The following is a 25297-nucleotide window of genomic DNA, read 5'->3' on the forward strand; positions in this document are numbered from 1 at the left end:
CAGATAAGCAGAAGATAAGCACGCAAACTACAGTATCATGTTCAATTTGACCACGTCGAGGCTCTTAATGTTTTTAAGTGCCGCTTTGACAGCGGGCATACTCGCCATTGGCTGCAATAGCCGGCGGCCGGTGGATTACAGCTCGGAAGTCAAGCCGATCCTTAACAAACATTGCATCAGCTGCCATGGAGGCGTGAAACAAAGCGGCGGTTTCAGTGTATTGTTCAGGGAAGAAGCGCTCGGCAATACTAAAAGCGGCCATCCCGCCATTATTCCCGGAGACGCTGCCAACAGTGAATTCATCCGCCGCCTTCACAACAAAGACCCGAAAGAACGTATGCCTTACAAGGCCGCGCCGCTCAGTAAAGAAGAAATATCCATCCTCACCCGCTGGGTAGACGAAGGTGCCAAATGGGGCGAGCACTGGGCCTACGTATCGCCAGCCAAACCCGACTATGCCCCGCCCGCCGCCACGGCCGGCAATGCCGCCCAAAATGCCGGGGAAGGGGGAGTGGACCATTACATCAATCTCAAACTCGAAGAAGAAAAGCTGGAAGCAGCCCCGCAGGCAGACAAGATCACCCTGCTGCGCCGCCTCAGCCTCGACCTTACCGGCCTGCCGCCCACCGAACAAATGATGCAGTCGTTCCTGGCGGATAATTCGCCCGACGCGTACGAAAAACGGGTAGACAGCCTGCTGGCATCACCGCACTACGGCGAGCACTGGGCGTCTATGTGGCTCGACCTCGCGCGCTACGCCGATACAAAAGGATATGAAAGAGACGTGCGCCGCGATTTCTGGCGTTACCGGGACTGGGTGATCAACGCCTTTAACCACGACATGCCTTATGACCGCTTCACCGTTGAACAGCTCGCCGGCGACCTGTTGCCCAATCCGGATAACGACCAGCTGATCGCCACCGCCTTTCACCGCAATACCATGAACAACGACGAAGGGGGCACACAGGACGAAGAGTTCCGCGTAGCGGCCATCATCGACCGGGTGAATACCACCATGGAAGTATGGCAGGGCACCACCATCGCCTGCGTGCAGTGCCACAGCCATCCTTACGACCCTTTCCGCTTCGAGGATTATTACAAGCTCATGGCTTTTCTCAACAACACCCGCGATGAAGATACTTTTGGGGAACATCCCAAACTGCGCCTGTACGACAGTGTAGGCCTCCGCAAGGTCGATTCCATCACCGCATGGATCAAACAATACGGCACGGCGGGCGAACTGAGCGAGACAAAAGATTTCCTCCGCACGCTGGAGCCGAAGATACACGCGCATAATGCGGACGAATACATCAACGGCGAACTGGCAGACACCAAATTTATGGCGATCCGCCATGGCGGAAGCTGCCGTGTGAAAAAAGTGCCCGTCAACAACCGCAACAATCTTTTGCTGAAATACTGGACCGGCCGCGACGGTGGTTCGCTCGAGATCCGCGACGGCGGGCTGAACGGCCCGCTGGTGGCCCGTCAGTCCCTGCCCAAAGGCAACCGTGTGCTGGACATACCGATCACGCCGATGGAAGGTTACCGCAACCTGTATTTTATTTTCCGCAACAGCAGCCTCGGCCCGCTGGAATCCGTCTGCAACGTGGAGTGGTTCGCCCTCCGCAACGACCTCCCCGGCAAAGGCCAGCCTGGCTATAAACCGGTGGAAACCGCCTTTATGCAGGCCGTAAACGCCAATCCGGAAAGCATGCCCGTGATGTGGGAGAACCCGACGGAAATGTTCCGCCCCACGCATACTTTCGAAAGAGGCAACTGGATGGTGCTGGGAGAAGAAGTAAAACCCGACGTTCCGGAATCGCTCAATCCTTTCCCGGACAAGGCGCCGCGCAACAGGCTCGGCCTCGCGATGTGGATCACCGATAAAAATAACCCGCTTACCGCGCGCGTGATGGTGAACCGTTTCTGGGAACATCTTTTCGGCATCGGTATCGTGGAAACGCAGGAAGACTTCGGCACGCAGGGTTTCCTTCCTTCCAACCCCGCGCTGCTCGACTATCTTTCTTACCGCTTCATGAACACGTATAACTGGAGCATGAAAAGCCTGCTGCGCGAAATGGTGACCTCCGAAGCGTACAAACGCGATTCCCGCAGCTCGCCCGAACTGCAGGAAAAAGATCCCGCCAACCGTTATCTCGCCCGCGGCCCGCGTTTCAGGCTTTCGGCCGAGCAGGTGCGCGACCAGGCGCTGGCCGTGAGCGGGCTGCTCAGCAACAAAATGCTCGGCGCCAGCGTGATGCCGTACCAGCCCGAAGGCATCTGGCAGACCGTGTGGAGCGGCGACAACTGGAAGATCTCCGAAAACGGCGACCAGTACCGCCGCGCTGTATACACCTTCATCAAAAGGACCGCCCCTTACCCCTCTGCCATCACCTTCGACGCGAGCAGCCGCGAAGTGTGCCTCCAGCGCAGGATACGCACCAATACGCCGCTGCAGGCACTGGTAACGCTGAACGATCCCGTATACGTGGAAGCCGCGCGCAGCCTGGCTTTGCGCATGCAGGAAAGCGGCGGGCAGGATGCGAAAACGTGTATCCGTGCGGGTTATAAACGCGCGATGTATAAAGATATCATACCGGGCAAAGAAGCCGTTTTGGAAAAACTGTACAGGCAGGCATACGATAAGTTCGGGAAAGACCCGAAAGCCGCGGCAGCTTTCCTGCAGGCGCCCGAACCGAAAAAAGGCATGGAACATCTTGCGGCGCTGACCGTGGTGGCCAATGCGATTATGAACCTGGATGAATTCCTCTCAAAATCCTGATGCATATGTCAGAGAAGATCATACACGAAGCGAATGAAAGGGCGGCAAAATATTTTTCCCGCCGGCACTTCCTGCAGGATTGTATTACCGGCCTCGGCGCTACGGCATTAGGCTCGCTGCTGGGCGGATGCAATATTTTTTCCGGCTCCGGCAGCGGCGAAATGCCGCAAAGCCTGAACCCGCTCGAGCCGCGCGCTCCCCACTTCCCCGCGAGGGCCAAAAGCGTGATATACCTGCATATGGCGGGCGCCCCCTCGCAGCTGGAACTATTCGACTACAAACCCGAATTACAAAAACTGCATAACCAGCTTTGCCCGCCCTCGATCCTCGAAGGCAAAAAATTCGCGTTCATCCGCGGCGTGCCCAAAATGCTCGGCCCGCAGGCCGTATTTTCACAGCATGGCGAAAGCCGCGCCTGGGTAAGCGATCACCTGCCGCATTTTTCGAAGATGGTAGACGATGTGAGTTTCCTGAAAGCAGTGCAGACGGACCAGTTCAACCATGGCCCCGCGCAATTGTTCATGCATACAGGCAGCGCCCGCCTGGGAAGGCCAAGTATCGGTTCCTGGGTAACGTATGGCCTCGGTTCGGAAAACAGCAACCTGCCCGGTTTTGTGGTGCTCACTTCCGGCGGCAAAACGCCTGACGCCGGTAAAAGCGTGTGGGGAAGCGGTTTCCTGCCCAGCGTTTACCAGGGCGTGCAATGCCGCTCCAAAGGCGATCCTGTGCTTTACATCACCGATCCCGAAGGCATGGACCGTGATATGCGTTATCAATCCATTCACGCCATCAACGAAGTGAATAAACTCGAATACGAAGCCTTCCAGGACCCCGAAATACTTTCCCGCATTTCGCAATACGAGCTCGCGTACAAAATGCAGATCTCCGTGCCCGGCGTGATGGACATCAACGACGAGCCGGAATATATCCATCAATTGTACGGCACGCAGCCCGGCAAAGAAGCGTTTGCGAATAACTGCCTGCTGGCCCGCAAGCTCGTCGAAAAAGGCGTGCGTTTCGTGCAGCTGTTCGACTGGGGATGGGATACGCACGGTACCGGCGAAGACCTGTCCATCGACTACGGACTGCGTAATAAATCGCGCGAGATAGACAAGCCGATCAGCGCGTTGCTGCTCGATCTCAAACAACGCGGCCTGCTCGACGAAACGCTCGTGGTTTGGGGCGGCGAGTTCGGCAGAACGCCCATGCAGGAAAACCGCGACGGCAAAGAAATGCCGTACCTCGGCCGCGACCATCATGTGGAAGCATTTACCATGTGGATGGCAGGCGCGGGCATCCGCAAAGGAGGCAGCTGGGGAGAAACGGACGAGATCGGTTTCGCCGCCGTAAAAGGAAAGGTAGCCGTACACGATATTCACGCCACCATACTGCAACAGATGGGCTTCGACCATGAGAAACTGACCTACCAGTTCCAGGGCCGCCCGTTCAGGCTTACCGATGTGGGAGGTCACGTTATTCACGAAATTTTAGGTTGATCAGTTTATGTCTTTAAACAGAAGGAATTTTTTAAAACAATCCGCAGCCTTTGGCGCTGCTTCGCTTATGACCAACATCCCTGACGCTGCAGCGCAGCCCGTATTCACAACGCCTGCTGCCGCGGGTTTTAAACTGGTGGTGCTGCAAACGGACTGGGGCTTCCCCGGCACCCGCAACGAATATTGCCGCCGCACCAAAGAAGCCGGTTACGACGGTATAGAATTATGGTGGCCCACTACGAAAGAAGCGCAAGACGAACTGTTCGCCGCGCTCAAAAAATACGACCTCCAGGTAGGTTTCCTCTGCTCAGGCGGCGGCAGCAGCGATTTCACGAAACACGCCACGGCTTTTGAAGCCGCCGTTACGGCCGCCACCGGCCAGCAACGCCAGCGACCGTTATACATCAACTGTCACTCAGGCAAAGACTTCTTTACGTTCGAACAGAACAGTCAGTTGATAGACATGACGGTGCGCATTTCCAAAGCTACCGGCATACCCGTTTACCACGAAACGCACCGTTCCCGCATGATGTTCGCGGCGCATATCGCACGCAAATTCATTGAAGCCAAACCGGACCTGCGCCTCACGCTCGACATTTCCCACTGGTGCAACGTACACGAATCGCTGTTGCAGGACCAGGCGGAAACCGTTGCCAAGGCGCTGGAAAGAACGGGTCATATTCACGCGAGGATCGGCCACCCGGAAGGCCCGCAGGTAAACGATCCGAGGGCGCCCGAATGGGAAAATACGGTGAAAGCGCATTTTGCATGGTGGGACGAAGTGGCCAGAATAAAACGCGCGAAAGGAGAAGTGATGACCGTGCTTACGGAGTTCGGTCCGGCGGATTACATGCCCACGCTGCCTTATACGCGGCAGCCGGTGGCTAACCAGTGGGATATTAATGTACATATGAAGAACTTACTAAAAGCGAGATACGGGGGATGATGACATTATTGCAGGGAAACTGGAGCCTCTTTATTGGCCGTTTCCACCCATTACTGGTGCATTTGCCGATCGGGATGCTGATTGTCGCTTTTATATTGGAAGTGATGAGTAAAAACCGCCGCCTGGCGGTGCTGAGCGCGGCCGTGCTGCCCGTGCTCGTGTTCGGCGCGTTGTCTGCCGTGGCCGCCTGCATTGCGGGCTGGCTGCTTTCCACTTCCGGCGGTTACGACGAAGATGCGCTCGACCTTCACATGTGGATGGGCATCGGCGTAGCCGCGATCTCCGTGCTGTTGTGCGTTTTCAGGCGGTATGCGCTTTTCAGGAATGCCTGGCTGCCCGTGTCGTTCGTGATGATCGTGCTGCTTTCCGCCGCCGGGCATTTCGGCGGTAACCTCACGCATGGAGAAGATTATCTGACCGCGGCGCTTCCTTTCGGGAAAAACAGATCCGCCGAAGCAACGCCCGCCATCGCCAACCTGCCCGAGGCAAAGGTCTACGATCAGCTGGTAATGCCCATCCTCGAAGAAAAATGTTATTCCTGCCACAACGAAGCTAAACTCAAGGGTGGTCTCCGGCTAGACGGTATGGACAATATCAAAAAAGGTGGCGAGAACGGCCCCGTGATCAAAGACAGCGTGCCCGAAGCCAGCGAACTTTACAAACGTCTCGTGCTTTCCGAATCGGACGATAAACGCATGCCGCCCAAAGGCAAGCCGCAACTGACGCCGCAGCAACTGGAAATATTGTACTGGTGGATCGAACAGGGCGCGTCGCCAACCGCCACCGTCAAAGAATTGCACCGCACGGCCAGGATGCAGCTCGTGCTGGACGGTATGAAACCTTCCGGCGGATCGGATGCAAACCCGTTCGTGCCGCAGGAAGAAGTGAGCGAAGCATCCGGACAGGATGTTGCCGCGTTGGAAAAGATCGGAGTAAAAGTGATGCCGGTGGCGAATGAAAATGGTTTTGTGATGATCAACGCCGTAAACGCGCCCGGCTTTGGCAATAAAGAAGCGGAGCTGCTGCTGCCTTTGAAAAAACAGATCGTCTGGCTGAAACTCTCCAACACGCAAACGGGTGACAGCGCGCTGAAACTGATCTCGCAATTACCCGAGCTCACGCGCCTGCACCTGGAGAACACACCGGTAACCGATGCGGGGCTGACGCATCTTGCCGGTTGCAAACAGTTGAAATACCTGAACCTCGTGGGCACAAAAGTGACGGACAAAGGGATTTTGCTGCTGCAAAAAAATGCCGCGCTGAAAGAGCTTTTCCTCTATAAAACCGCTGTAACGCCCGCAGCCCTCGGCCAATTGCGGAAAGCCATGCCGGAGATGAAGATCGATACAGGCGGTTACGTGATGCCCGTGCTGGTGACGGATACGCTGGTGTATCGTAAACAACGGACATAAAAAACGTACTCGCAAAAAAAGGGACGTTTCTAAAAACGTCCCTTTTAATTTGTTAGTTCTGCTGTTTTTGCTGCGGCCGGCCGTGCCATTTGCGTTTATTGTTTTTCTTCCTGCCGTCAAGCTGCTGGCTGGAAGACTGGCGCATCTGCACTACGGGCGCCGGTTTTTCCACGGGCGTTTCGCCGGGCGGGAACGGGTGTTCGCTCACCACGGGAATGTTCTGGCCGATCAGCTTCACGATATCCTTCACGTACGGCCTTTCTTCCGCTTCGCAGAACGACAGTGCGATACCGCTCGCCCCGCCGCGGCCCGTACGGCCAATGCGGTGCACGTAGGTTTCAGGCACGTTCGGGATTTCGTAATTGATCACATGGCTCAGGTTGTCCACGTCGATGCCGCGCGCGGCAATGTCTGTCGCTACCAGCACGCGGACGCGGCCGGCTTTGAAATCGGTCAGCGAGCGCTGGCGCGAGTTTTGCGATTTGTCGCCGTGAATGGCGCTGGCCTGCACGCCGGCTTTGTTCAGTTCCTTGGCAACCCTGTCCGCACCGTGTTTGGTACGTGTGAACACGAGCGCGCTCACGATGGCGGGATCTTTCAGCACATGGATCAGCAAGGGGCGTTTGGAGCTTTTATCTACAAAATAAAGCTGCTGCTCCACCTTTTCTGCGGTGGAAGAAACCGGCGTTACGGCTACTTTTTCCGGATTGGTAAGGATGGAATTAGCCAGCCCCGCGATTTCCGCGGGCATGGTGGCGGAGAAGAACAACGTCTGCCTTTTTTCGGGCAGCTTGGTGATCACTCTTTTTACGTCGTGGATAAAACCCATGTCCAGCATGCGGTCTGCCTCATCGAGCACAAACTGCCGGATATTGCGGAGGTTGATGTGCCCCTGCTGCCAAAGGTCGAGCAGCCTGCCCGGCGTGGCGACCAGGATGTCTGTGCCTTGTTTCAGGGTTTGTATCTGGGTATGGGCGGATACGCCGCCGAAGATCACGAGATGTTTGATGCCGGTGTGCGCGCCATAATCCCGGATGTTTTCCGCGATCTGGATGGCCAGCTCGCGCGTAGGCGTCAGGATCAGCGTTTTGATATGCCTGTCAGGCACAGTGGCCGCCTGCTTTTCTTTATAAAGCAATTGCAGGATGGGAATGGCAAACGCGGCGGTTTTCCCGGTGCCGGTCTGGGCGCAGGCCAAAAGGTCTTTCTGGGCCAGCACCACGGGGATGGCTTGCGTCTGGATAGGTGTAGGCGTACTATAGCCCTGTGTTTCAAGCGCACGCAAAATGGGCGCGATGAGACTTAATTTCTCGAATGACAATATGTTTGATTTAAGTTTAAAACGATGCTAACAATCCTGCTTTAAAGAAGGGAAGGATGGCTAGATTGTATATCCACACATCATTTTAAGTGAACCTAACTGCGGAGGGAATGTACCTTTTCTGCGGAGAGGGGATATAAGAATGGTGCAAAGGTACACAAATTAACGGGATTCGCGCGCAAGGAAACGTTAAAACAGGAAAAAGCGCGACCGTGGGGGCGCGCTTTCCATTGTTTGAACCTGTTTAGCTTTAGTTGAAATTGGTGGAAGTGGCCAGCGCCTGCCATCCCAGCATATCTTCTTCCACGGCGGCGATCTTTTGTTTCGCCAGCTGATAAGCGTCCGGGCCGAGGAAAAGATGCAGCGGCGGGTTGCCGGACTTGCTCACGGAAATAATTACATCCACCGCTTTTTCGGGATCGCCGGGCTGCGCGCCGTCGATGTTCTGCTGGTGCGTTGTTTGAATCTCGCGGATGTTCTCATAATCCGCAATGGGATGCTCAGGCACCACCAGCGAGCCGGAAGACAGGAAGTTGGTGCGGAAATATCCCGGGCTCACGATCACCGCTTTTACGCCGAAAGGTTTCGCTTCCGCGGCCAGCGATTCGGTAAGTCCTTCCAGCGCGAATTTGGTGGCGCAATAGCTGCCAAAGCCGGGAAACGTACCGGTGAAGCCGCCGATGGAGGAAATGTTGAATATAAAACCGTCCTGCTGCTTGCGGAAAACGGGCATCACGTTGCGGATCACGTTCAGCGCACCGAACACGTTCACTTCGAAATTATCCCTTACCTCTTTATCGCTTAGTTCTTCCAAACCGCCTACCAGTCCGTATCCCGCGTTATTCACCGCTACGTCGATGCGGCCGAAGGCAGACAACGTTTGACGGATGGAACCGTTCACGCTCTGTTCGTCGGAAAGGTTCACGGCGAGGGGAAGGAAGTTGGGAGAATCGCTGCCGACGGCGGTCTTAAGCGCGTCCAGCTGGCGGGAAGTGGCCGCCACGCGTTCGCCGGAGGCCAAAAGTTTTTTAACTAATAACAGGCCGAAACCTTTTGAGGCGCCTGTGATATACCATACTTTTTGTTGTTCCATGAGTGGGTGTTTGTTTTGTTGACACAAAGCTACACCGGCCGGGAACCACGGCTGTTAATGATATCAAACCAAAAATTGCAAAAATCAAGCGGCCCGGAAAGAGCGGGGCGTAACCTGGGTTTTTTTCTTGAAGAAGTTATTGAAATGCGCCGGTTCCTGGAAACCGAGACAATATCCTATTTCCGAAACATTCCAGTCGGTATGTTTCAGCAGCGCCTTCGCTTCCTGCACCAGCCGCTCGGCGATCAGCTCGGAGGTAGACTTGCCGGTGGCGTCTTTCAGGGCTTTGTTCAGATGGTTTACGTGCACGGACAATTGCGATGCAAAATCGATCGCGGTGCGCAGGTTCACTTGCTGCAAAGGCGATTCAATGGGGAATTGTCTTTCCAGCAGGTCGGAAAACAGCGTGGAGATACGCGAAGCGGCATTGGAATGCGAGGGCGAAACACCGATGGGCTGCAGTTTCATGCCCATGTGGATCAGTTCCATCGCATAGTTGCGCAGCAGGTCGTATTTGTATTGATAATCGGAATGGATCTCCGCCAGCATTTTTTCGAAAAGCTCTTTCACCGCGCCTACCTGCGATTGCGGCAGGAACACCACGGGCTGCCCGCCGGGCCTGAACAGGGGAAATTCCGCCAGGCGGCTGGAATTGAAGTGGTGGAAAAACGCATCGGTGAAAATGCAGAAATAACCGGACTGGCGCTCGTCCAAAGGCTCGCACTGGTAAGGCACCTGCGGGTTGGCGAACATCAGCGCGTGTTCTTCCACATCGATGGTTTTGTCCGCAAAAAAATAGCGGTTCCGGCCGCTTACCAGGGCCACTTTATAAAAATCCTTACGGCTGTAAGGCAGCGGTTTTGCATGGTGGCCCACAAATTCCCGCGCGTTGAACACATTAAAATGCCCCACCTCCTTACTGATATCGGAAGGCATGGTCAGTTGTTTGAGGCGGTAGAATTCTTCGAGGGACTGTATTTTTTCCATATTTCAAATTTACGAAGAAGCAGGAACAGCAAAATTCACGGTTTTTTTGATTAAATTTTGAAGGTCAGGGTGATATTTCGCCGTTTTTTGGCACTATATGATAAAACCCATTCGTCATGGATGTATTAACAACATTATACCGGGAAGCCTTTCCCCATGCTGCGCGGGCCGTGCGCAGGCTGGGCGGGGAACTGGAAGAAGCCAGGGACCTGTTTCACGATGCCATAATTATTTACCTTGAAAAGAGCCGCAGCGGGCTTTTGCAGCTGGAATCGTCGCCGGTGGCTTACCTGGTGGGCATTACGAAGATCCTCTGGCTGAAAAACCACCGGCGGCAACCGAAAAATGAAACGCTGGATTACGTTGCGCATTTAATTTCCATCCCGGAAGATTTTTATGCCCACCCGGAGGAAACGCCGCTGCTGGAACAGCTGAAAGCCGCGGGGGGAAAGTGCCTGCAGCTTTTACAGGCGTTTTATTATGAAGAAATGAACATGCGCGAGATCGCGGAAACTTTCGATTACGGCAGCGCGCATTCCGCCACGGTGCAGAAATACAAATGCCTGGAGAAGGTCCGGAAATCATTTTCAAAAACAGCCTGCCATGCGGAAACCTTTGCTTGACATACAGGAGATTGAAAATTTCCTGCTGAAAAAAATGCCTTCGCAGGAAAAGACCGCATTCGAAGCCCGGATGATCATTTCGCCGCAGCTGGAAACCGCTGTGGACGAACAACGCCAGGCCCTTCGCCTTATCCGCCTCACGGCCCGCGACCGGCAGCGGGAAAAACTTTCCGCCATCTACGATCAACTGGCGCAAGACCCTTCTTTCACCCAAACCATTCACGCCATTTTTTACTGATATGACGCTCATACCCACTGTGCTCGACGGCTCCACGCGGAGCGCGTACGACATTTACAGCCTTTTGCTGAAGGAAAGGATCGTGTTCATTGGCACCGCCATCGACGAGCACCTGGCCAACCTCGTAGTAGCGCAATTGCTTTACCTCGACAGCGAAAACCATTACCCGATCAGGCTGTACATTCACAGTCCCGGCGGCAGCGTGTACGCCGGCATGGCAATTTACGACACGATGCGCATCTGTAAATCGCCTATCAGCACGGTTTCCGTCGGGTTTACCGGCAGCATGGGCACCGTGCTGCTCACCTGCGGCACCAAAGGCCAGCGTTATGCATTGCCGCATGCCACCATTCACATGCACCCCACCGGCGGCGGCGCCAAAGGATATACCGAAGACGTGCGCATCGCGTACCAGGAGCAGGAAAGACTGCAAGCGCAGGTGTTCGGCATCATCGGCGATAATTCGGGGCATAAAGTGCAGGAGATCGAGGAAATGTACCGCCGCGATAAATTTATGACCGCGCAGGAAGCCAAAGCGTATGGCTTGGTGGATGAAGTGCTGGCGTCATGAGTGCTCGCGGATGAACTGGAAAGCCCTGCGCTCAGACCAGTAATGTTTCCCTGAAAAGGTCACAAAACCCACGTGGCCGCCCGTTGCGGGCGTTTCAAGATGAAAGTTCGGGTTGGCCTCCGCCTCGGCGTAAGGAAAACTTCCCTTTCCCAGGAAAGGGTCGTCCAGCGCATTGATGAGCAGCGTGGGAATGGTGATGCAGGGAAGGAATTGCCGGGAGCTGTTTTTCGCCCAGTATTCTTCCGCATCCCTGAAACCATGTATGGGCGCGGTGTAGCGGTCGTCGAACTGACGGAAGTTGCGGATGGCGGCGAAACCTTCCAGCGAGATCTGTTCAGGGAATTGTTTGGCTTTGATCTCCAGTTTTTCTCCCAGCGAGCGGATGAAACGTTTCATGTAAATAAAATTGTGCCGTTTCTCCAGCTCGAAAGAACTGTCTTTCAGGTCTACCGGCGCCGAAATGGCTACGGCCGATCTCACCCGGTCAGGAATGGCCGCGCCCTGTTCGCCGAGATATTTCAACGTAACATTTCCGCCCAGCGAAAATCCCACCAGATGGAGGCTCTCATAATCTTTCTGAACATGCTGTATTACAGTATGAAGGTCGCCTGTTTCCCCGCTGTGATAGAAGCGGAGCGCGTGATTGCTCTCCCCGCTGCAGCCGCGGAAGTTCATAGACACGGTGTCGAACCCGCCCTCGTTGAAAATGCGCACCATGCCGGTCACGTATTGCCGTTTGGAATTGCCTTCCAGCCCGTGCAGGATCACCACCAATTTGCTGTTGCCGGTTTTGCTGAAGTCCAGGTCGATAAAATCGTCGTCTGCCGTGGGGATGCGGGTGCGGGTATACCGCACCGGTTTGATCTTCCTGAAAAGAGACGGGAAGATGGTGAGCAGATGCCTGTTCCTGAGCAGTACGGGCGCTGTATAATCTGTGGAGGGCAATACCGGCATGTTCCGTGAACGTTTCCGCAAAGGTAGCACAACTGCCGTCATTCATCAACAGGCGCTGGCGCGAACGTAAACATCCACTTTACGGGATTGTTCCAGTCCCGGCTTTCAAATGAACCCACGGGCGCTTTGATGAGCACGGTGTTCCAGCCTTTGCGGAGTTGTATTGGCGTTGGTTCGCGGTATTCGTAACCTTCATCCGTCAAAGGTGTTTCGAGCTGACCTTTTTGCCCGCCGTGCTGCCATTCCGGCGGCGGAATAAGGGTTCCGTTCACCCACACTTTGCTTTCTTTTTTATCCCAGGCGCCTTTGGGCGGGGAGTCGGTGGCGGGTGAGCGGGAAAGATTGTAAAACCCGATCCAGTAGCCTGCAGTGGTGTCTGCGTCGCTCCAGATGCGGGTGGTAGCGTACCAGGTAGAATTTGGTTTTTGAGGAGGCAGCCAGCTTTGCACCAGGGGCCACCAATGACGAAGGATGATCGTTCCGCCGGTGGCTTCCATGGCTGGTTTGGGAAGATCGCCGTTTTCCGGCGCGAAGCGGCGGGAGAGGTCGCCTCCATTGTCGAACGGACCATAAAGCTGCCATTTGAGATTGCTTTGCGCGGTGTAGGGGAAAGGTTTTTGATGGAAATATTCCTTCCCGTGCCGCACCAGCCTCCGCTCGAACTTCGCGAAAGCGGCCGTATCGGTGATTTTTACCTGGAATCCCTTCACGCCGCCGCCTTTCCATGCTTTCTCCGAAAACGCCAGGAGCGCGGGATAAACCGGGTTCATCCGCATCATGTCTTCTTCCGAGCGCACATTCCTGTCGTGCCACAGGCAAAGCGTGCCGCCTTTCATGTTCCGGTCTTCCTTCAGCCTGCCGCCGATCTGCCGGAAATAAATAGACACCGCGCTTTCCAGCGGGTCCATATGATTGATATAGAAATAACGGGAATCAATATACGAAAATGTAGAGTCCGTAACGCCGGCGTCTCCCCATAATTGACGGATGGTTTCCGCGCCTACATTTCCGCCTGGGCTCCAGCCGATCGTGCGTTTGCCGGCGTCGTGAAGCTGGCCGGTCATTTCAGGCAGGAAGTTTTTGTTTTTGATATGCACTTCGTCACCGCCGATATGGATGTACGGCAGCTGGTACGTATCGCAAAATTCGCGGAGGATGTTTTTTACGATAACAACGCCGCTGTCGCTCTGCATATCCGTTGCCATCGCGCGTTTGAACGCGGCGCTGTGGCCGGGCATGTCTATTTCCGGCACCAGCAGGATGTGCCTGTCCGCACAAAATTTGATCAGCTCGCGCATATCCGCTTCCGAATAAAATTTTCCTTTATTGCGGATCATATGCTCAGCCGCGGTAAGCTGTGGGTATTGTTTCACCGCCAGCCTCCAGGCGATATCTTCCGTGAGATGGAAATGAAAAATATTGTACTTGTATTTCGCCATCACTTCGATCTGTTCTTTCAGCAGCGCCATGGACTGGTAATTCCTTCCCACGTCTACCATATACCCGCGCCACGAAAATGCCGGCTCATCGGATATTTTGCAGAACGGCACGGCGCCTTCGTGTAAAAGCTGCATGAACGTCTGGATGCCGTAAAATGCACCCTGCGCGGTGGATGCTTCCAGCAGAATGCCACCTGCATTTACTTCCAGCCGGTATGCTTCTTTTCCCATCGGTTTTTTCCGGATCAGGAACGCGGGTTGTTTGGTACCGGGAGCAGGAAGATGTTGTTCTTCCAGCAATCGCGACAAACGGGCGGCTTCCTGCGGAAAATCGGCGGACCGGACGGAAAGCCCGCCGATACGCAGCTCGCTTTTGCCCCAGCTCAGCTGTTTCGGCTCGGGGATCAACGCGGGCTGGGCGGCCGCGTGAATGCAGCACAATAAGAGTAGCGCGGTGAACAGTTTCATTTTTTGATCTTTACGGTCGTGAATACGATCTGCCGGTAACCATTCCTTTCATACAACACACCGATGCGGTTGCCGGCCGTTTGCACAATATCGGAATATGCGGTGTAATCTCCTTTGCCGTCCGGGCTTTTATCGATGAGATAATTTTGCCGCCAGGTTTTCCCTTCGTCGGAACTGATGCGGAGCGTAAGATTATTGCGGCGCAGCGTATCGGCTGCATTGCAGAACGCCAGCCGGTTTCCGCTGATATTCAGCAACGTGCCCTGGCAAACGGGGTCGGGCAGGTGGAAGTCGTAATAAGCCGTATCCCAGGTTTGACCGCCGTTGCTGCTAAGCGCCACGATGCGGGCTTTTTCGCCGCCTTTTTGATTGCGGATGTTCATCATCAGCCTGCCGCCGGGCAACTCCGCCGCAATGGCCTCGTTGCCGCCGGGAATTTCGACGTTGTCGCTGAGGCGGAACGTTTTGCCGTGATCGTCCGAATAAAAACCATGCGCGCGGCCGTCGCGGTAATTGGGCAGGGGATCGCCTGCGGTGTGGTTTGCGGCTACATAAATGCGCCCTTTGTACGGCCCGCTTTTGAATTGCATGGCATGACCGGGCGTGTTGGCGTAAGTGCGCCAGTCTTCACTGAAGTTGTATGCCGGGTTGATCGCGGGTTGTTTGGGCCGGTGCGCTTCGCCGGTGATATTCACGGGATCGGACCAGGTGGCGCCGCCGTCTCCGGAAGTTTTATACCATACCTCGCGCAGGCCCTTCCCTTTGCGCACCTGCGGCTCGTGTTCGTTGCCGGTGTTGTAGAAAAGGAAGATCCTGCCCTTTGGATATGCAGGATCTTGAAGATCCACTACCGGCGCGGGATTGCCGGCCTGCAGGTTTTCATAATCGACGATGTGCTGCAAAGTCCCCCATGTTTTTCCATTGTCCCTGCTTTTTTTCATCACGATATTGATATCGCCGAAATCGGCCGCATTGTTGACCCGTCCTTCGCAAAAAGCCAGCAGCTGACCATCGGGCAGGCGGATGATGGCGGGGATGCGGTAACTTTTATGCCCGTCTTCGCCGGAAGTAAATACCGGTATTTTTTCCTGTGCGGCCGCCGTGATACAATAAACGGCCATCAGTAACAGTATGGATATTTTTTTCATTGTAATTATTTTCTGTTTTCGAGATATTGATCAAGCATTTGCCAGCAGCGCAGTTCCTGGCGCGGCAGGTGGAAGGGGCCTTTGAACAAATTGCCCTTCGCGGTTTGCGCCACGGCGCCGTTGCGGTGAAGATAACCAAACCATTCGCCGTTTTGCTGGTCATGAAAGCGGCTGTAGGCATAATCGTGCACCATCCGGTGCCAGCGGGCGTATTTTTCGTTGCCCGTCATAAGATAGGCCATCAGCGTGGCAATGATGGTTTCGTTGTGCGGCCACCAGAATTTCATGTCCTGCCAGTATTCCTGCACAGGTTTGCCGTACACGTCGCGGAAATACAGGATGCCGCCGTGTTCCGCGTCCCATCCGCGTTCCCACATATAGTCGAGCATGCGGCAACCGAGATTCGTGAGGTGCGGATCGTTGCCGCGATGGAGCGCTTCCTGCAAAATGAACCATGCACCTTCGATAGCATGCCCGGGATTGAGCGTGCGGCCGTCGATGTGGTCGATGATGCCGCCATCCGGCGCGACGGTTTCCATAACACAACGAATATCATCTTTCACGAAATATTTTTCGATCTCGTGAATGCAATGCATAATGTAATCATCGCAACGCTCGTCGCCGACGGTATTGCGCAGTTCCTGCGCCGTGTTCATCAGGATCATGGGAACCCCAATGCCTTTGGCGGGCCTGGTACCGGTGAATTTGGCAGGCAAAAGATCGGGACGGGCGGCATATTCCATACATTTTCCGAACAGTTTCCGCGCCATGGCCGCGGCTTCCCCATCGCCGGTCGCTTTGGCGTACGCCGCGGAAGCAATAACGGCAAAGGTTTCGGAGAAAAAATAACGCCGCTTGCGAATGGGCTTCCCGTCGCGGGCGACATGGAAAAACATACGCCCATCGGTATCAAAACAATGTTCCCGCAGAAACCGGATGCCCGATGCCGAACCGTCGAGCCATTCTTTTTCAGGGGAAACGGTGTTGTACATCGTTGCAAGCAGCCATGCGGCGCGGCCTTGTATCCACACGGCCTTATCGTCGTCTATCAGCGACCCGTCCGCATCGCGCATCAGCAGGTAACCGCCGTGCTCCTTGTCTATGCTGCGGGGGAACCAGAAGGGAAGCGTGTCTTCCAACAACTGTTTTTTGTAAAAATCCCGCAGGTTTACCAGTTCGTTCAATGTGTAGCTCATGACTTATAGACCGTTAACCCGGCCAGGTTTTTGGGCCTTCCGCCAGCCAGGCTGAACAGGTAGCCGAAAACGGCGCAGCTGGTAAGGCCGGTAAGCGCGTAGAGTAAAAGATTGATGTCTAAATACCGGAACACTAGATATTGGCAGATGCCGCTTGTAATAAGGCCTGCGGCCGCACCGAAGGCGTTCGCCCGTTTGGTGAAAATGCCCAGGACAAAAAGCCCCGCAATGCCGCCGGTGAACAGCCCGAGAATGGTATTAAACTGGTCCCAGAGCGAAACGATGCCCGTGCCCGCCATCACCAGCGCGATGCCTGTACCGAAAATGCCCACGAACAACGTGGAGATCTTGGCGGCGTTGAGATAATTTTTTTCCGTTTTGTTTGGAAAGAATTTTCGGTAAAAATCATTGACGAATACGGTGGACACGGCGTTGACACTTCCGTTCAGGCTGCCCATGGCCGCCGCAAAAATGGCCGTGATCACCAGCCCGGAAATGCCGCGCGGCATTTCATTCACGATGTACCACGGAAAGATCGTATCCTGCGCATCGAGTGCGATGTTCACTTTTTCGGGGTGATGCTGGTAGAACAGGTACAGCAACGTGCCGATGGAGAAGAAAATGATGGTGGAAGGAAGCGTCATCCAGGCGCCGAGTTTCAGGCTGTTCACGGCGGAACGCTCGTCTTTCGTGGTGAGGTACCGCTGCACCACCGTCTGGTCTGTGCCATACACGGTAAGGTTCAGCGCCAGCCCGCCGATCAGTACCACCCAAAGCGTGGGCGACGAAAGATCGAAACTGAAATCCAGCATTGTCAGTTTGCCGTTCGCGGTTATGTTTTCCCATGCCTCGCCCGCCGATGCGCCCATGTTGAGCGGCAGCAGGATGAGCGCCAGCACAGCCCCGCCCAGCAAGATGATCACCTGCACCACTTCCGTCCAGATAACGGCTTCCACACCGCCCAATACCGTGTAAAAAATACTGACGACGCCCATGATCAGGATGCTGACGGTAACGGGAATGCCGGTTACGACAGACAATGCGATGCTGGGCAGCAACAGCACGATACCCATTCTTCCGAGCTGCAAAAGCAGGAACAAGAGCGAAGCCATGCAGCGGGAAACGTAGCTGAATCGTTTTTCCAGGTATTCGTAAGCAGACGTTACGTTCAGCCGCCGGTAAAACGGGATGAAAAACCGCACCACCACCGGCATGATCATGATGATGGTCATGAGCATGAGAAAGTATGTCCAGTTGGAAGCGTATGTTTTGGCGGGTATGCCGATGAACGTGATAGCGCTCAGCTTCGCCCCGAAAATGCTCAGGCCCGTGGCCCATCCGGGGATCTTCTGCCCGCCGCGGAAATAATCGTTGGTAGAGCCCTGGTGGCGGGATGTCCACAGCCCGATGCCGATCATCAGCAGCAGGTAGAGCGCGAGTACGGTGTAATCCACCCAGGAAAAAAACTGTTTGCGGGTGATGGTGCCTTTCAATATTTGCGGTGTTCTTACGCCGGGTTTTATTTCCCCGGAAGGGATGATGATGTTGTCGCCCCATTTAACGGCGGCGGTGGTAACGGGCGTTTCGAAAGGGATCTCGCCGATGCGCGCCCAGGTGTCTGTAACGGTGTTGTACAGCAGCACGTCTTTGCTGAAACCCGGGTGAGCCGTGAGAAGCGGGAGTTTCGCAGCCTGCAGGCGTTGTTTTTCTTCGCCCGTTGCCGCTTTGGCGATGCGGGCGTTGAATGTTTCGATCTGTGTGAATACCTCCCCTTTGTCGCCGCCGAACAATAAAATGTACGTGGCGCCAGATGCTACGCCGCTGCCGGCGGAGATCGCGGGGGAGGGAATATCGTGCAGCCGTTTCCACCGGTAAGTTTTCGGATCGTATTGCCAGGCGCTGTTGTGCAGCTTACTGATGCCGGAAACGTTTTTCGTTCTTCCGCCCGCAACATAAATGCAGGTGCGCTCGCCGTTAGACTGCGCTACCGTTACTGCGTGTGAAACCGCCTGTGGCAAGGGCGGCAGCGTTTTCCATTCCGCGCCGGGCGAAAGTTCGAGGCTGTAAAAGGTGTTCACCGTCGCGGTCGCGTTCTCTCCGCCTGCCACGTACACGGTATTGCCGGCAAGCGCGGCAGATGCGTTGGTGAGCGGCTGGGGAAGAAGCGGCATGTTTTTTACGCGCACTGTTTTGGTCCCGGCGTCCCATTGCAGGAGGAAAACGGAAGAACGGGCCCCGTTTTCATCTTCCCCGCCGATGCACATCAATCCTTCCGGCGTGCTGACGCTGGCGGCGTATGCAAAAACAAACGGCAATTTTGACGGGGCGCCCGCCCATTGCATATTTTGGTCAAGCGCATACACGTCGCCATGATACATTTTTTTACCGCCTTCCCAGGGCATGCCGTCCGGGAAGTTGGCCCCGCCCGCAATGAGCAGCACCTGCTGATGCATGCCCGCCGAAGCGCCCGCAACGCCGGGTTGCGCATCAGCGCCATCGGGAATGGGCAGCTGCGCGGGAACGGACCAGCTAATGTGATGGTTGCCGGCTTCCTGCGCGGAAAGCGGCGGTAAATAGAACATACAGAACAGGATAATGAAAAGGAATTTTCGCATGATGATCGTTTATCGCCTGGCGGCCGCCGGCAGCCTGGAACAATAACCCGCGAAACCGAGCGAGCTCACTTCTTTTTCAAACATAACGAACCGCTCTGCGCTCATGTTGGCTACAGGCGGACGGAACCCGCCGCAATCGAGGCCCAGCAGTTTCATATAGGCTTTCCCGGTGGCAATGCCGCCGTATTTTCCCAGCAGCCTGATCATGTCTATCGACTGCTGCTGCAAGGTTCTCGCGGTTTCCATATCGCCTTTTTCATAAGCGGCGATCAGGTCGTAATATAATGGCGCGGCATAGTTGAAAGTGCTTCCCACAGCGCCTTTTGAGCCAACAGCGAGCGCGGGCAGCATGTTCTCGTCACGGCCCCAGAGCATATCGTACCGGCCATCCGCAAAATGGAGGCAGGAAAGAAAATCCATAAAATCTTCATGCGTGTATTTCACCCCGGCAAAATTGGGGCAGCGGCCGTGTATGGCTTTCAGCAGATCGTGCATGGCGAAGTTTACGCCCGTCAGCACCGGGATATGATAATAATAAAAAGGCATATCGGGCACGGCGGACGCAATGCTGATGCACATTTCAGCCAGCATATTCACCGAAGCCGGTTTAAAATAAAAAGGAGATGTAAAAGCGACGGAATAGAGGCCGCAATCCCTGGCATGTTTCGCCAGCTCGATGCATTCGGCCACGCTGGTGCCGCCCAGCAAGGTGATCACTTTAAACGACGGGTCGTGATGCGTGGCGGCGGCCCAGCTTTCAGCTATCGCCTTTTTTTCGGAAACGGTCAGCGACACGCCTTCGCCGGTGGAACCGCAGATAAACGCGCCCGTAACGCCGTTGAGCCGCAACATTTCATAATACGCCGGTATCAGCGCGGGGTGCAGGCTTCCGTTTGGGTGCATGGGTGTAAACGGGGCCGCGATCAGGCCGCTCAGATGTTCAATTGTCATATTTCGGATTTATTTTTTTTAGAGAAAGATCCGGGAACAGGATTATTCCCGGCCATGCTGTATACGCTACGAAAATTTTTAATAACCAAAGGTTTGTTTCAGCAAAGGATCTGCATTCAGCATGCTGAGCGGCAAAGGCAGCAGCATTTTGTAAGCGGTGGCGCTGCTGAAGTACGCCGGGTTTACAGCATTGTACACATACGTGTCTCCCGCCCTGCGGAGCGCCCACCAGCGACGGCCTTCCCCGATAAATTCGCGCAGGTCCTCTTCCAGCACCGCGTTTATGTTCTGTTCAGGCGTTCCGTTTACATATGGCGTATAACCGGCGCCGTAAGCGCGCTGTCTAATGGCATTTATCTCTGCAGACGGGTCACCGCCAAGCTTGGCATTTGCTTCAGCCAATAACAGCAGCACATCCGCATAACGGTAAACAGGAAAATCGGTGTCGTACAGCTGAATGCCCGCGTCCGTTCTACCAATGAACTTGGTAAGCAGCACGGCGGCAACCGGGAAACCGGGCAGGTTGCGGTACATCACCTTGAATGAACTGCGAATGCGGGTATCCGCCGGATCGTTGAGCCGGGTGATCATCGCCTGGCTCATGCCTACCCTGCTGGCGCCCGCTACGAGCGGGTATGCGGCCGAAACGCTTTGCTGTTCGGGTGTTCCTGCGTCCAGCAGCAGTGTGCCCGCTTGCGTGGTGTTTACGAGGAAGGAACCGAACATGCCGTTGGTAGACTGGTCTTTTTCGTAACTCACGGCAAAAATGATCTCTTTGTTATTGGCTTCTTTCGTGGCGTCGAATACATCGGCGAAATTGGTTTGCAAACCGATTGCGGGGATTGCTTTTGCTTCTTCCAGCGCGGTTTTGGCTGTATTAAAATCGCCGTTCCCGCCGCCCATCAGCGTGCCGCTCCAAAGAAACACATCGCCTTTTAATACCAGCGTGGCGGCCCTGTTCCAGTTCACATGTTTCCGGTCTGGGAAACCGTTGTTGCCGGCGAACAACGTAAGCGACTGTTCGATATCGGATTTTATCTGCGCCATCACGTCCGCCTGCGGCGAGCGCGCTTTGTACAATGCGGAAAGATCGCCGACGGTTTCCACCGGCTCGATGGTCAGCGGCACATCGCCCCAGGTGCGGAGCATCGCGTAATAAATGTAAGCGCGAAGGCCGTACATTTCGGCGACGCAACGCTGACTGGTGGCGGCTTCCACGTTAGATTGCGGGAAAAGTTTGATCACCGTGTTGATGCGGTCGATCAGCGGGTAGAGCCCGCCCCAGTTATTGGCGGGGGCGTTCGCCTGGCTGAAGTTGTGGCTCCAGTATTGTTTGAGCGTACCGTCTTCCGATTCGGTGTACAGCCCGTCTGCCCAGATGTCAGAACGCATTTCACCGAAGTTAAAAAATGCGGAATTGGAAGAACGGAAAGAAGCGTACACGCCGTTATAGAGCGTCATGGCCACATTCGGGTCGGTGAGCACGGAGTTCTGGTCCAGCGTGGTTTGCGGCCGCACCTCTTCCAGCTGTTTCTGGCAGGAGGCAGTGAGCATGGCCGCGGAGAGAAGTGTCAGAATATGTTTTGCGTAATTGTTCATGACGGAAGGATTAGAAGTTTACGGAAGCGCCGAAGGTGAGCGTTTTAGGAAGCGGGAAGCGGCCGGCGTCGTTGCCCCCGTTTTCCGGGAAGTTGCCGCTGTACCCGGTAATGTATGCCAGGTTTGAACCGGTAACGGATACTTTCAGGTTCCTGATCTTGTTGTTGGTCGCGTTTTTCAGCCATGCATCGGGTGTAACGTAGGCCAGGGTGATCTCACGCACGGCCAGGTAATCGCCTTTCTCCCAGAAGTTCGCGGGAGCGGTAGTGCCGCCGCCTGCGTCCATAAAATAGTTCCGGGCATAGTTAGCCCAGTAGTAGCGCGGTAAAGTACCGGAAGGATTGTCAGGCGACCAGGTGTTTTTCACATCTACCGGGCCGTTTTGCGAGCCCTGTACCTGCGACATGCCGCGCAGCCAGGTCTGGTTGGCGATCATGAAACCGAGCGAATAGTCAAATTGTGCGAAGAGACTGAAACCTTTCCAGGAAGAGGCGAGCGAAAAACCGCCCTGTATTGTCGGCTTTATGCGACCCACGTGTACATAGTCGCGGGTATCGAGCGTATCATTGCCGTCCACATCGCGCCAGCGCGCATCGCCAAGGAGTTTTACGCGTTTGTTGGTATAAGGCAGGAATGAATTGACCAGGCTGGCGCTTTTCGTCAGTTCCTCCTGTGAAGTATAAATGCCGTCGTAAACAGGCGCATAGATTTCGTCTTCAAGCCCGATGCGGTAACCTTCCTGCAAGCCGCCTACCCAGATCAGCTGCTGCGATGCCGGGTCCCAGATCTGCGCGGCGCTTTGACGGTTTCTCTCCAGGCCGTTGTCAGGTAATTTGATGGCGTAATTTTTTACGTGGAAGAAATTGGCGGAAATATCCAGTGAAGGGCCGTCCGCCGTTTTCGGGCGAAGCACGTTCACGCGCATTTCCAGTTCGATGCCTTTGTTGCGGAGCTGGCCGAGATTGGTAGTGTAGCTGGTATAACCCGTCCAGGCAGGAATAGACAGCGTGCTGATCTTGTCGTATACATTACGGATAAAATAATCGCCGATGAGCGTAATACGATTGTCGAAAAGACCGAGATCGAGGCCGAAGTTCAGCGTGCTGGCCCTTTCCCATTTCAGGTCCGCATTTACGATGCTTGTGCTTGCAAAACCGGGCTGGCCGTTGTAAATGCCCACGCTGCTGTACACCGCTGCGGTGGCGTAGTCGGAAAGCGGGTCCATGCTGCCGTTCACGCCGTAGCTGATGCGCGGTTTGATCACGGAAACGTAGCGGCTGAGGGAAGAACCTTTGAAAAAGTTTTCGTTATGCAGGTTCCAGCCCGCCGATATGCCGGGGAAAAATCCATACCGGTTGTTGGACAGTTTGGAAGTACCGTCGTAACGAAGGTTGGCGTTGAGCAGGAAACGGTCGTCGTAACTGTAATTCAAACGCCCGATGGCGGAAGCCAGCCGCTGCCAGCTGATAAAACCCGATGTGGGCACGCCAACGGCCGTGGTGGAGGCAGACAGCCAGGGAATGTAATCCGTGGCGGCGTTGCTGGCGGAGGCGCCGTAGTTGTAGCGGCGCGCATCGTAAAATTCACCGCCCGCCATCGCGGAAAGGTCGTGTTTTCCGAAAGTGTTCGTGTATTGCAGGAAACCGTTGTACAGGTACTGGTACATTTTGTTGATGCCGAAACTTGCGCTGCGGGTGTTCACCTGTGCGCCGCCGGTACCGTTGATATATGCTTTGTTAAAGGAATCGTCCGTTGTTTCGCGGATAAAACCGGAAGCGCTGCCGAGCAGTTTGAAAACGGGGGAAATGGAATATTCCAGCCCGAGATTCCCCGAATAACGCTGCTCTCTCGATTGCCGCAGGTATTTATCTGAAAAATATTTCGGATTGCCGAGCGTAGCGGCGTCTACACCGGGCAATATCGCGCCGGTCGCGTCGTGCGTGAGCCGCACGGTTGGCGCAATGGCGCCGAAACGCTGGATGAGGCCGCCGGTAAGACCGCCGTCGGCATCCGCCGTGAGATAAGAAGGCGTGGAATTGGTGCTGTACGCGGCAAGGTTGAGCGTCACTTTCAGGTCTTTACCCACATTCAGCCCGCCGTTAAAATTCGCGTTCATCCGTTTCAGGCCGGAACCGAGCACCATGCCGATGTCGCGGATGGCGCCGAGGCCGAGCGAAAAATTACCGGTTTCGCTGCCGCCGGAAAAGTTGACATAATGTTCCTGCAAAGTGCTTTCCTGGAGAATGAGATCTTCCAGCTCGCGCTGCGAAACGGAGCGGTAAAGAATGCTGTCGTTCTGACCGGCGGTAAACGGATTTTTATCGATCAGCAAATGCCACTGCGGATCGGAGAGCAATTGGCGGTTGTTGTTGGAAATGAGCTGGGTGGAATATTTTCCGTCCGGCGCGGCCCACCCTGAATTCAGGCCCCAGCCCCATGCGCCGGAAAGCTGGTTGCGGGTGTTGGTCTGTTCGCCGGCATTGTTGTCTGCCACGGCGGCTTCGTACCTGCTGGCGAGGCCGCGGCGGTTCCAGCGGATGTAATCTTCGGCGCTCATCAGTTCAATGCCGCTTCTTCTCACAAAATTTTTCGCGATGCGATAGCTATAGTTGACGGTGGACTGGCCTTTTTTCCCTTTGCGCGTTGTTACGAGAATAACGCCGTTTGAAGCTCTCGCGCCGTAAATAGCGGCAGACGCGGCGTCTTTCAGCACGTCGATGCTTTCTACGTCTTCCGTGTTAAGGCCGTATAATGAAGGAACGATCACACCGTCTACCACGATCAGCGGGGAGCCCGAACCGTTGAAGTTGGTGCCGCCGCGGAAAACGATGGTGGGAGTGGAACCGGGCTGACCGGTGTTCTGCTGCACGCGAAGGCCCGGTGCGGTGCCCTGGAGCGCAGTGGCAACGTTGGTGCGGGGCACTGATTTCAGCACGTTTTCGTCTACGCGGGAAATGGAAGAGGTGAGTGTTTTACGGCTTTGTTCGCCATATCCCACGATCACCACTTCATTCAGTTTGGCAATGTCTGGTTTAAGGGAAATAACGATAGAGGTGGAGTTGCCGGCCGGTTGTTCGTGCGTGGTAAAGCCGGTGAACCGGAATACAAGCACGTCCGCGGGAGCGGCGTCGAGGGAAAATTCGCCGTTGGGACCGGTTTGGGTGCCCCTGGCAGTTCCTTTTATCATAACGGTAACGCCGGGAAGCGGTTGTTTGTCTTCTTCCGAAGTCACTTTCCCGGAAATTTTTCTCACCTGCGCCCATGCGGCGGCAGAGAAAAGAAAGCAAGTCAGCAGAAGCCATACTTTCTTGTTAAATGATCTCATGTGAATGGAATTTTGGTTGTTTTAGGAACTATATTTGCATTATGTATGACATAATAAAGTTAAAAGAATTCGATCGGTAATTCCAAATAAAATATTTATACTTTGATTGTCAATAGATTATAAGAATGACTGA

At 54.9% G+C, this 25297-nt stretch carries 18 protein-coding genes; 7 read left to right on the plus strand and 11 right to left on the minus strand.

The genetic code is table 11. The features are described 5' to 3' along the window. Window positions 1-37 precede the first annotated feature (37 nt). From J7I43_RS13880 to J7I43_RS13895, 4 genes are read left to right on the plus strand one after another with little or no spacing between them, the layout of a single operon-like run. Complete coding sequence (locus J7I43_RS13880; protein ID WP_209146278.1) at window positions 38-2782, plus strand: DUF1553 domain-containing protein; 2745 nt, start codon at window positions 38-40, stop codon at window positions 2780-2782. A 5-nt stretch (window positions 2783-2787) separates the two neighbouring features. Next, window positions 2788-4278: a DUF1501 domain-containing protein gene (locus J7I43_RS13885; protein WP_209146279.1), complete on the plus strand. Its 1491-nt coding sequence runs from the start codon at window positions 2788-2790 to the stop codon at window positions 4276-4278. A 7-nt stretch (window positions 4279-4285) separates the two neighbouring features. Then, the gene (locus tag J7I43_RS13890; protein ID WP_209146280.1) at window positions 4286-5224 is read left to right on the plus strand and encodes a sugar phosphate isomerase/epimerase family protein; all 939 of its coding nucleotides are present in this window, start codon (window positions 4286-4288) and stop codon (window positions 5222-5224) included. After that, window positions 5221-6636 carry a c-type cytochrome domain-containing protein gene (locus tag J7I43_RS13895; RefSeq protein WP_209146281.1) on the plus strand — a complete coding sequence of 472 codons (1416 nt, stop codon included), beginning with the start codon at window positions 5221-5223 and terminating at the stop codon, window positions 6634-6636. Before J7I43_RS13890 ends, J7I43_RS13895 begins: the two co-directional genes overlap by 4 nt. Window positions 6637-6688: 52 nt before the next feature. Here the strand turns inward: J7I43_RS13895 and J7I43_RS13900 are convergent, their stop codons facing one another. From J7I43_RS13900 to J7I43_RS13910, 3 genes are all read right to left on the minus strand, one after another. After that, complete coding sequence (locus tag J7I43_RS13900) at window positions 6689-7957, minus strand: DEAD/DEAH box helicase (protein ID WP_209146282.1); 1269 nt, start codon at window positions 7955-7957, stop codon at window positions 6689-6691. A 250-nt stretch (window positions 7958-8207) separates the two neighbouring features. Further along, the gene (locus tag J7I43_RS13905) at window positions 8208-9050 is read right to left on the minus strand and encodes an SDR family NAD(P)-dependent oxidoreductase (RefSeq protein ID WP_209146283.1); all 843 of its coding nucleotides are present in this window, start codon (window positions 9048-9050) and stop codon (window positions 8208-8210) included. A gap of 84 nt (window positions 9051-9134) precedes the next feature. After that, window positions 9135-10037 (minus strand): helix-turn-helix domain-containing protein, encoded by a 903-nt coding sequence (locus J7I43_RS13910; RefSeq protein ID WP_209146284.1) that lies wholly within the window; start codon window positions 10035-10037, stop codon window positions 9135-9137. Between the two features lie 116 nt (window positions 10038-10153). On the opposite strand from J7I43_RS13910, the gene J7I43_RS13915 reads away from it, so the two are divergent. The 3 genes from J7I43_RS13915 to J7I43_RS13925 are packed head-to-tail and all read left to right on the plus strand — an operon-like array spanning window position 10154 to window position 11469. Then, a complete protein-coding gene (locus J7I43_RS13915; protein ID WP_209146285.1) occupies window positions 10154-10660 on the plus strand; it encodes an RNA polymerase sigma factor in 507 nt (168 codons plus the stop codon). Further along, window positions 10641-10898 (plus strand): hypothetical protein, encoded by a 258-nt coding sequence (locus tag J7I43_RS13920; protein WP_209146286.1) that lies wholly within the window; start codon window positions 10641-10643, stop codon window positions 10896-10898. Before J7I43_RS13915 ends, J7I43_RS13920 begins: the two co-directional genes overlap by 20 nt. A 1-nt stretch (window position 10899) precedes the next feature. Beyond that, window positions 10900-11469, plus strand: a complete 570-nt coding sequence (locus J7I43_RS13925) for a ClpP family protease (RefSeq protein ID WP_209146287.1) — start codon at window positions 10900-10902, stop codon at window positions 11467-11469. Here the strand turns inward: J7I43_RS13925 and J7I43_RS13930 are convergent. The 8 genes from J7I43_RS13930 to J7I43_RS13965 all read right to left on the minus strand — a co-directional run bounded on the left by J7I43_RS13930 (window position 11464) and on the right by J7I43_RS13965 (window position 25164). Then, window positions 11464-12423 (minus strand): YheT family hydrolase, encoded by a 960-nt coding sequence (locus tag J7I43_RS13930; RefSeq protein ID WP_209146288.1) that lies wholly within the window; start codon window positions 12421-12423, stop codon window positions 11464-11466. The genes J7I43_RS13925 and J7I43_RS13930 overlap by 6 nt on opposite strands. A 38-nt stretch (window positions 12424-12461) precedes the next feature. Continuing rightward, window positions 12462-14330 carry a family 20 glycosylhydrolase gene (locus J7I43_RS13935; protein WP_209146289.1) on the minus strand — a complete coding sequence of 623 codons (1869 nt, stop codon included), beginning with the start codon at window positions 14328-14330 and terminating at the stop codon, window positions 12462-12464. Further along, window positions 14327-15478 carry a sialidase family protein gene (locus J7I43_RS13940; protein WP_209146290.1) on the minus strand — a complete coding sequence of 384 codons (1152 nt, stop codon included), beginning with the start codon at window positions 15476-15478 and terminating at the stop codon, window positions 14327-14329. Before J7I43_RS13940 ends, J7I43_RS13935 begins: the two co-directional genes overlap by 4 nt. A 5-nt stretch (window positions 15479-15483) precedes the next feature. Then, window positions 15484-16674, minus strand: coding sequence for an AGE family epimerase/isomerase (locus J7I43_RS13945; protein ID WP_209146291.1), 1191 nt, complete (start codon window positions 16672-16674; stop codon window positions 15484-15486). Continuing rightward, the gene (locus tag J7I43_RS13950; protein WP_209146292.1) at window positions 16671-19289 is read right to left on the minus strand and encodes a sodium:solute symporter family transporter; all 2619 of its coding nucleotides are present in this window, start codon (window positions 19287-19289) and stop codon (window positions 16671-16673) included. The genes J7I43_RS13945 and J7I43_RS13950 overlap by 4 nt, the downstream gene beginning before the upstream one ends. A 9-nt stretch (window positions 19290-19298) precedes the next feature. Next, the gene (locus J7I43_RS13955) at window positions 19299-20240 is read right to left on the minus strand and encodes a dihydrodipicolinate synthase family protein (RefSeq protein ID WP_209146293.1); all 942 of its coding nucleotides are present in this window, start codon (window positions 20238-20240) and stop codon (window positions 19299-19301) included. Window positions 20241-20318: 78 nt separating this feature from the next. Next, window positions 20319-21839, minus strand: coding sequence for a RagB/SusD family nutrient uptake outer membrane protein (locus J7I43_RS13960; protein ID WP_209146294.1), 1521 nt, complete (start codon window positions 21837-21839; stop codon window positions 20319-20321). A gap of 10 nt (window positions 21840-21849) precedes the next feature. Next, window positions 21850-25164 carry a SusC/RagA family TonB-linked outer membrane protein gene (locus tag J7I43_RS13965; RefSeq protein WP_209146295.1) on the minus strand — a complete coding sequence of 1105 codons (3315 nt, stop codon included), beginning with the start codon at window positions 25162-25164 and terminating at the stop codon, window positions 21850-21852. Window positions 25165-25297: the final 133 nt, after the last annotated feature.

The organism is Chitinophaga chungangae, from assembly GCF_017742215.1.
Taxonomy (GTDB): domain Bacteria; phylum Bacteroidota; class Bacteroidia; order Chitinophagales; family Chitinophagaceae; genus Chitinophaga; species Chitinophaga chungangae.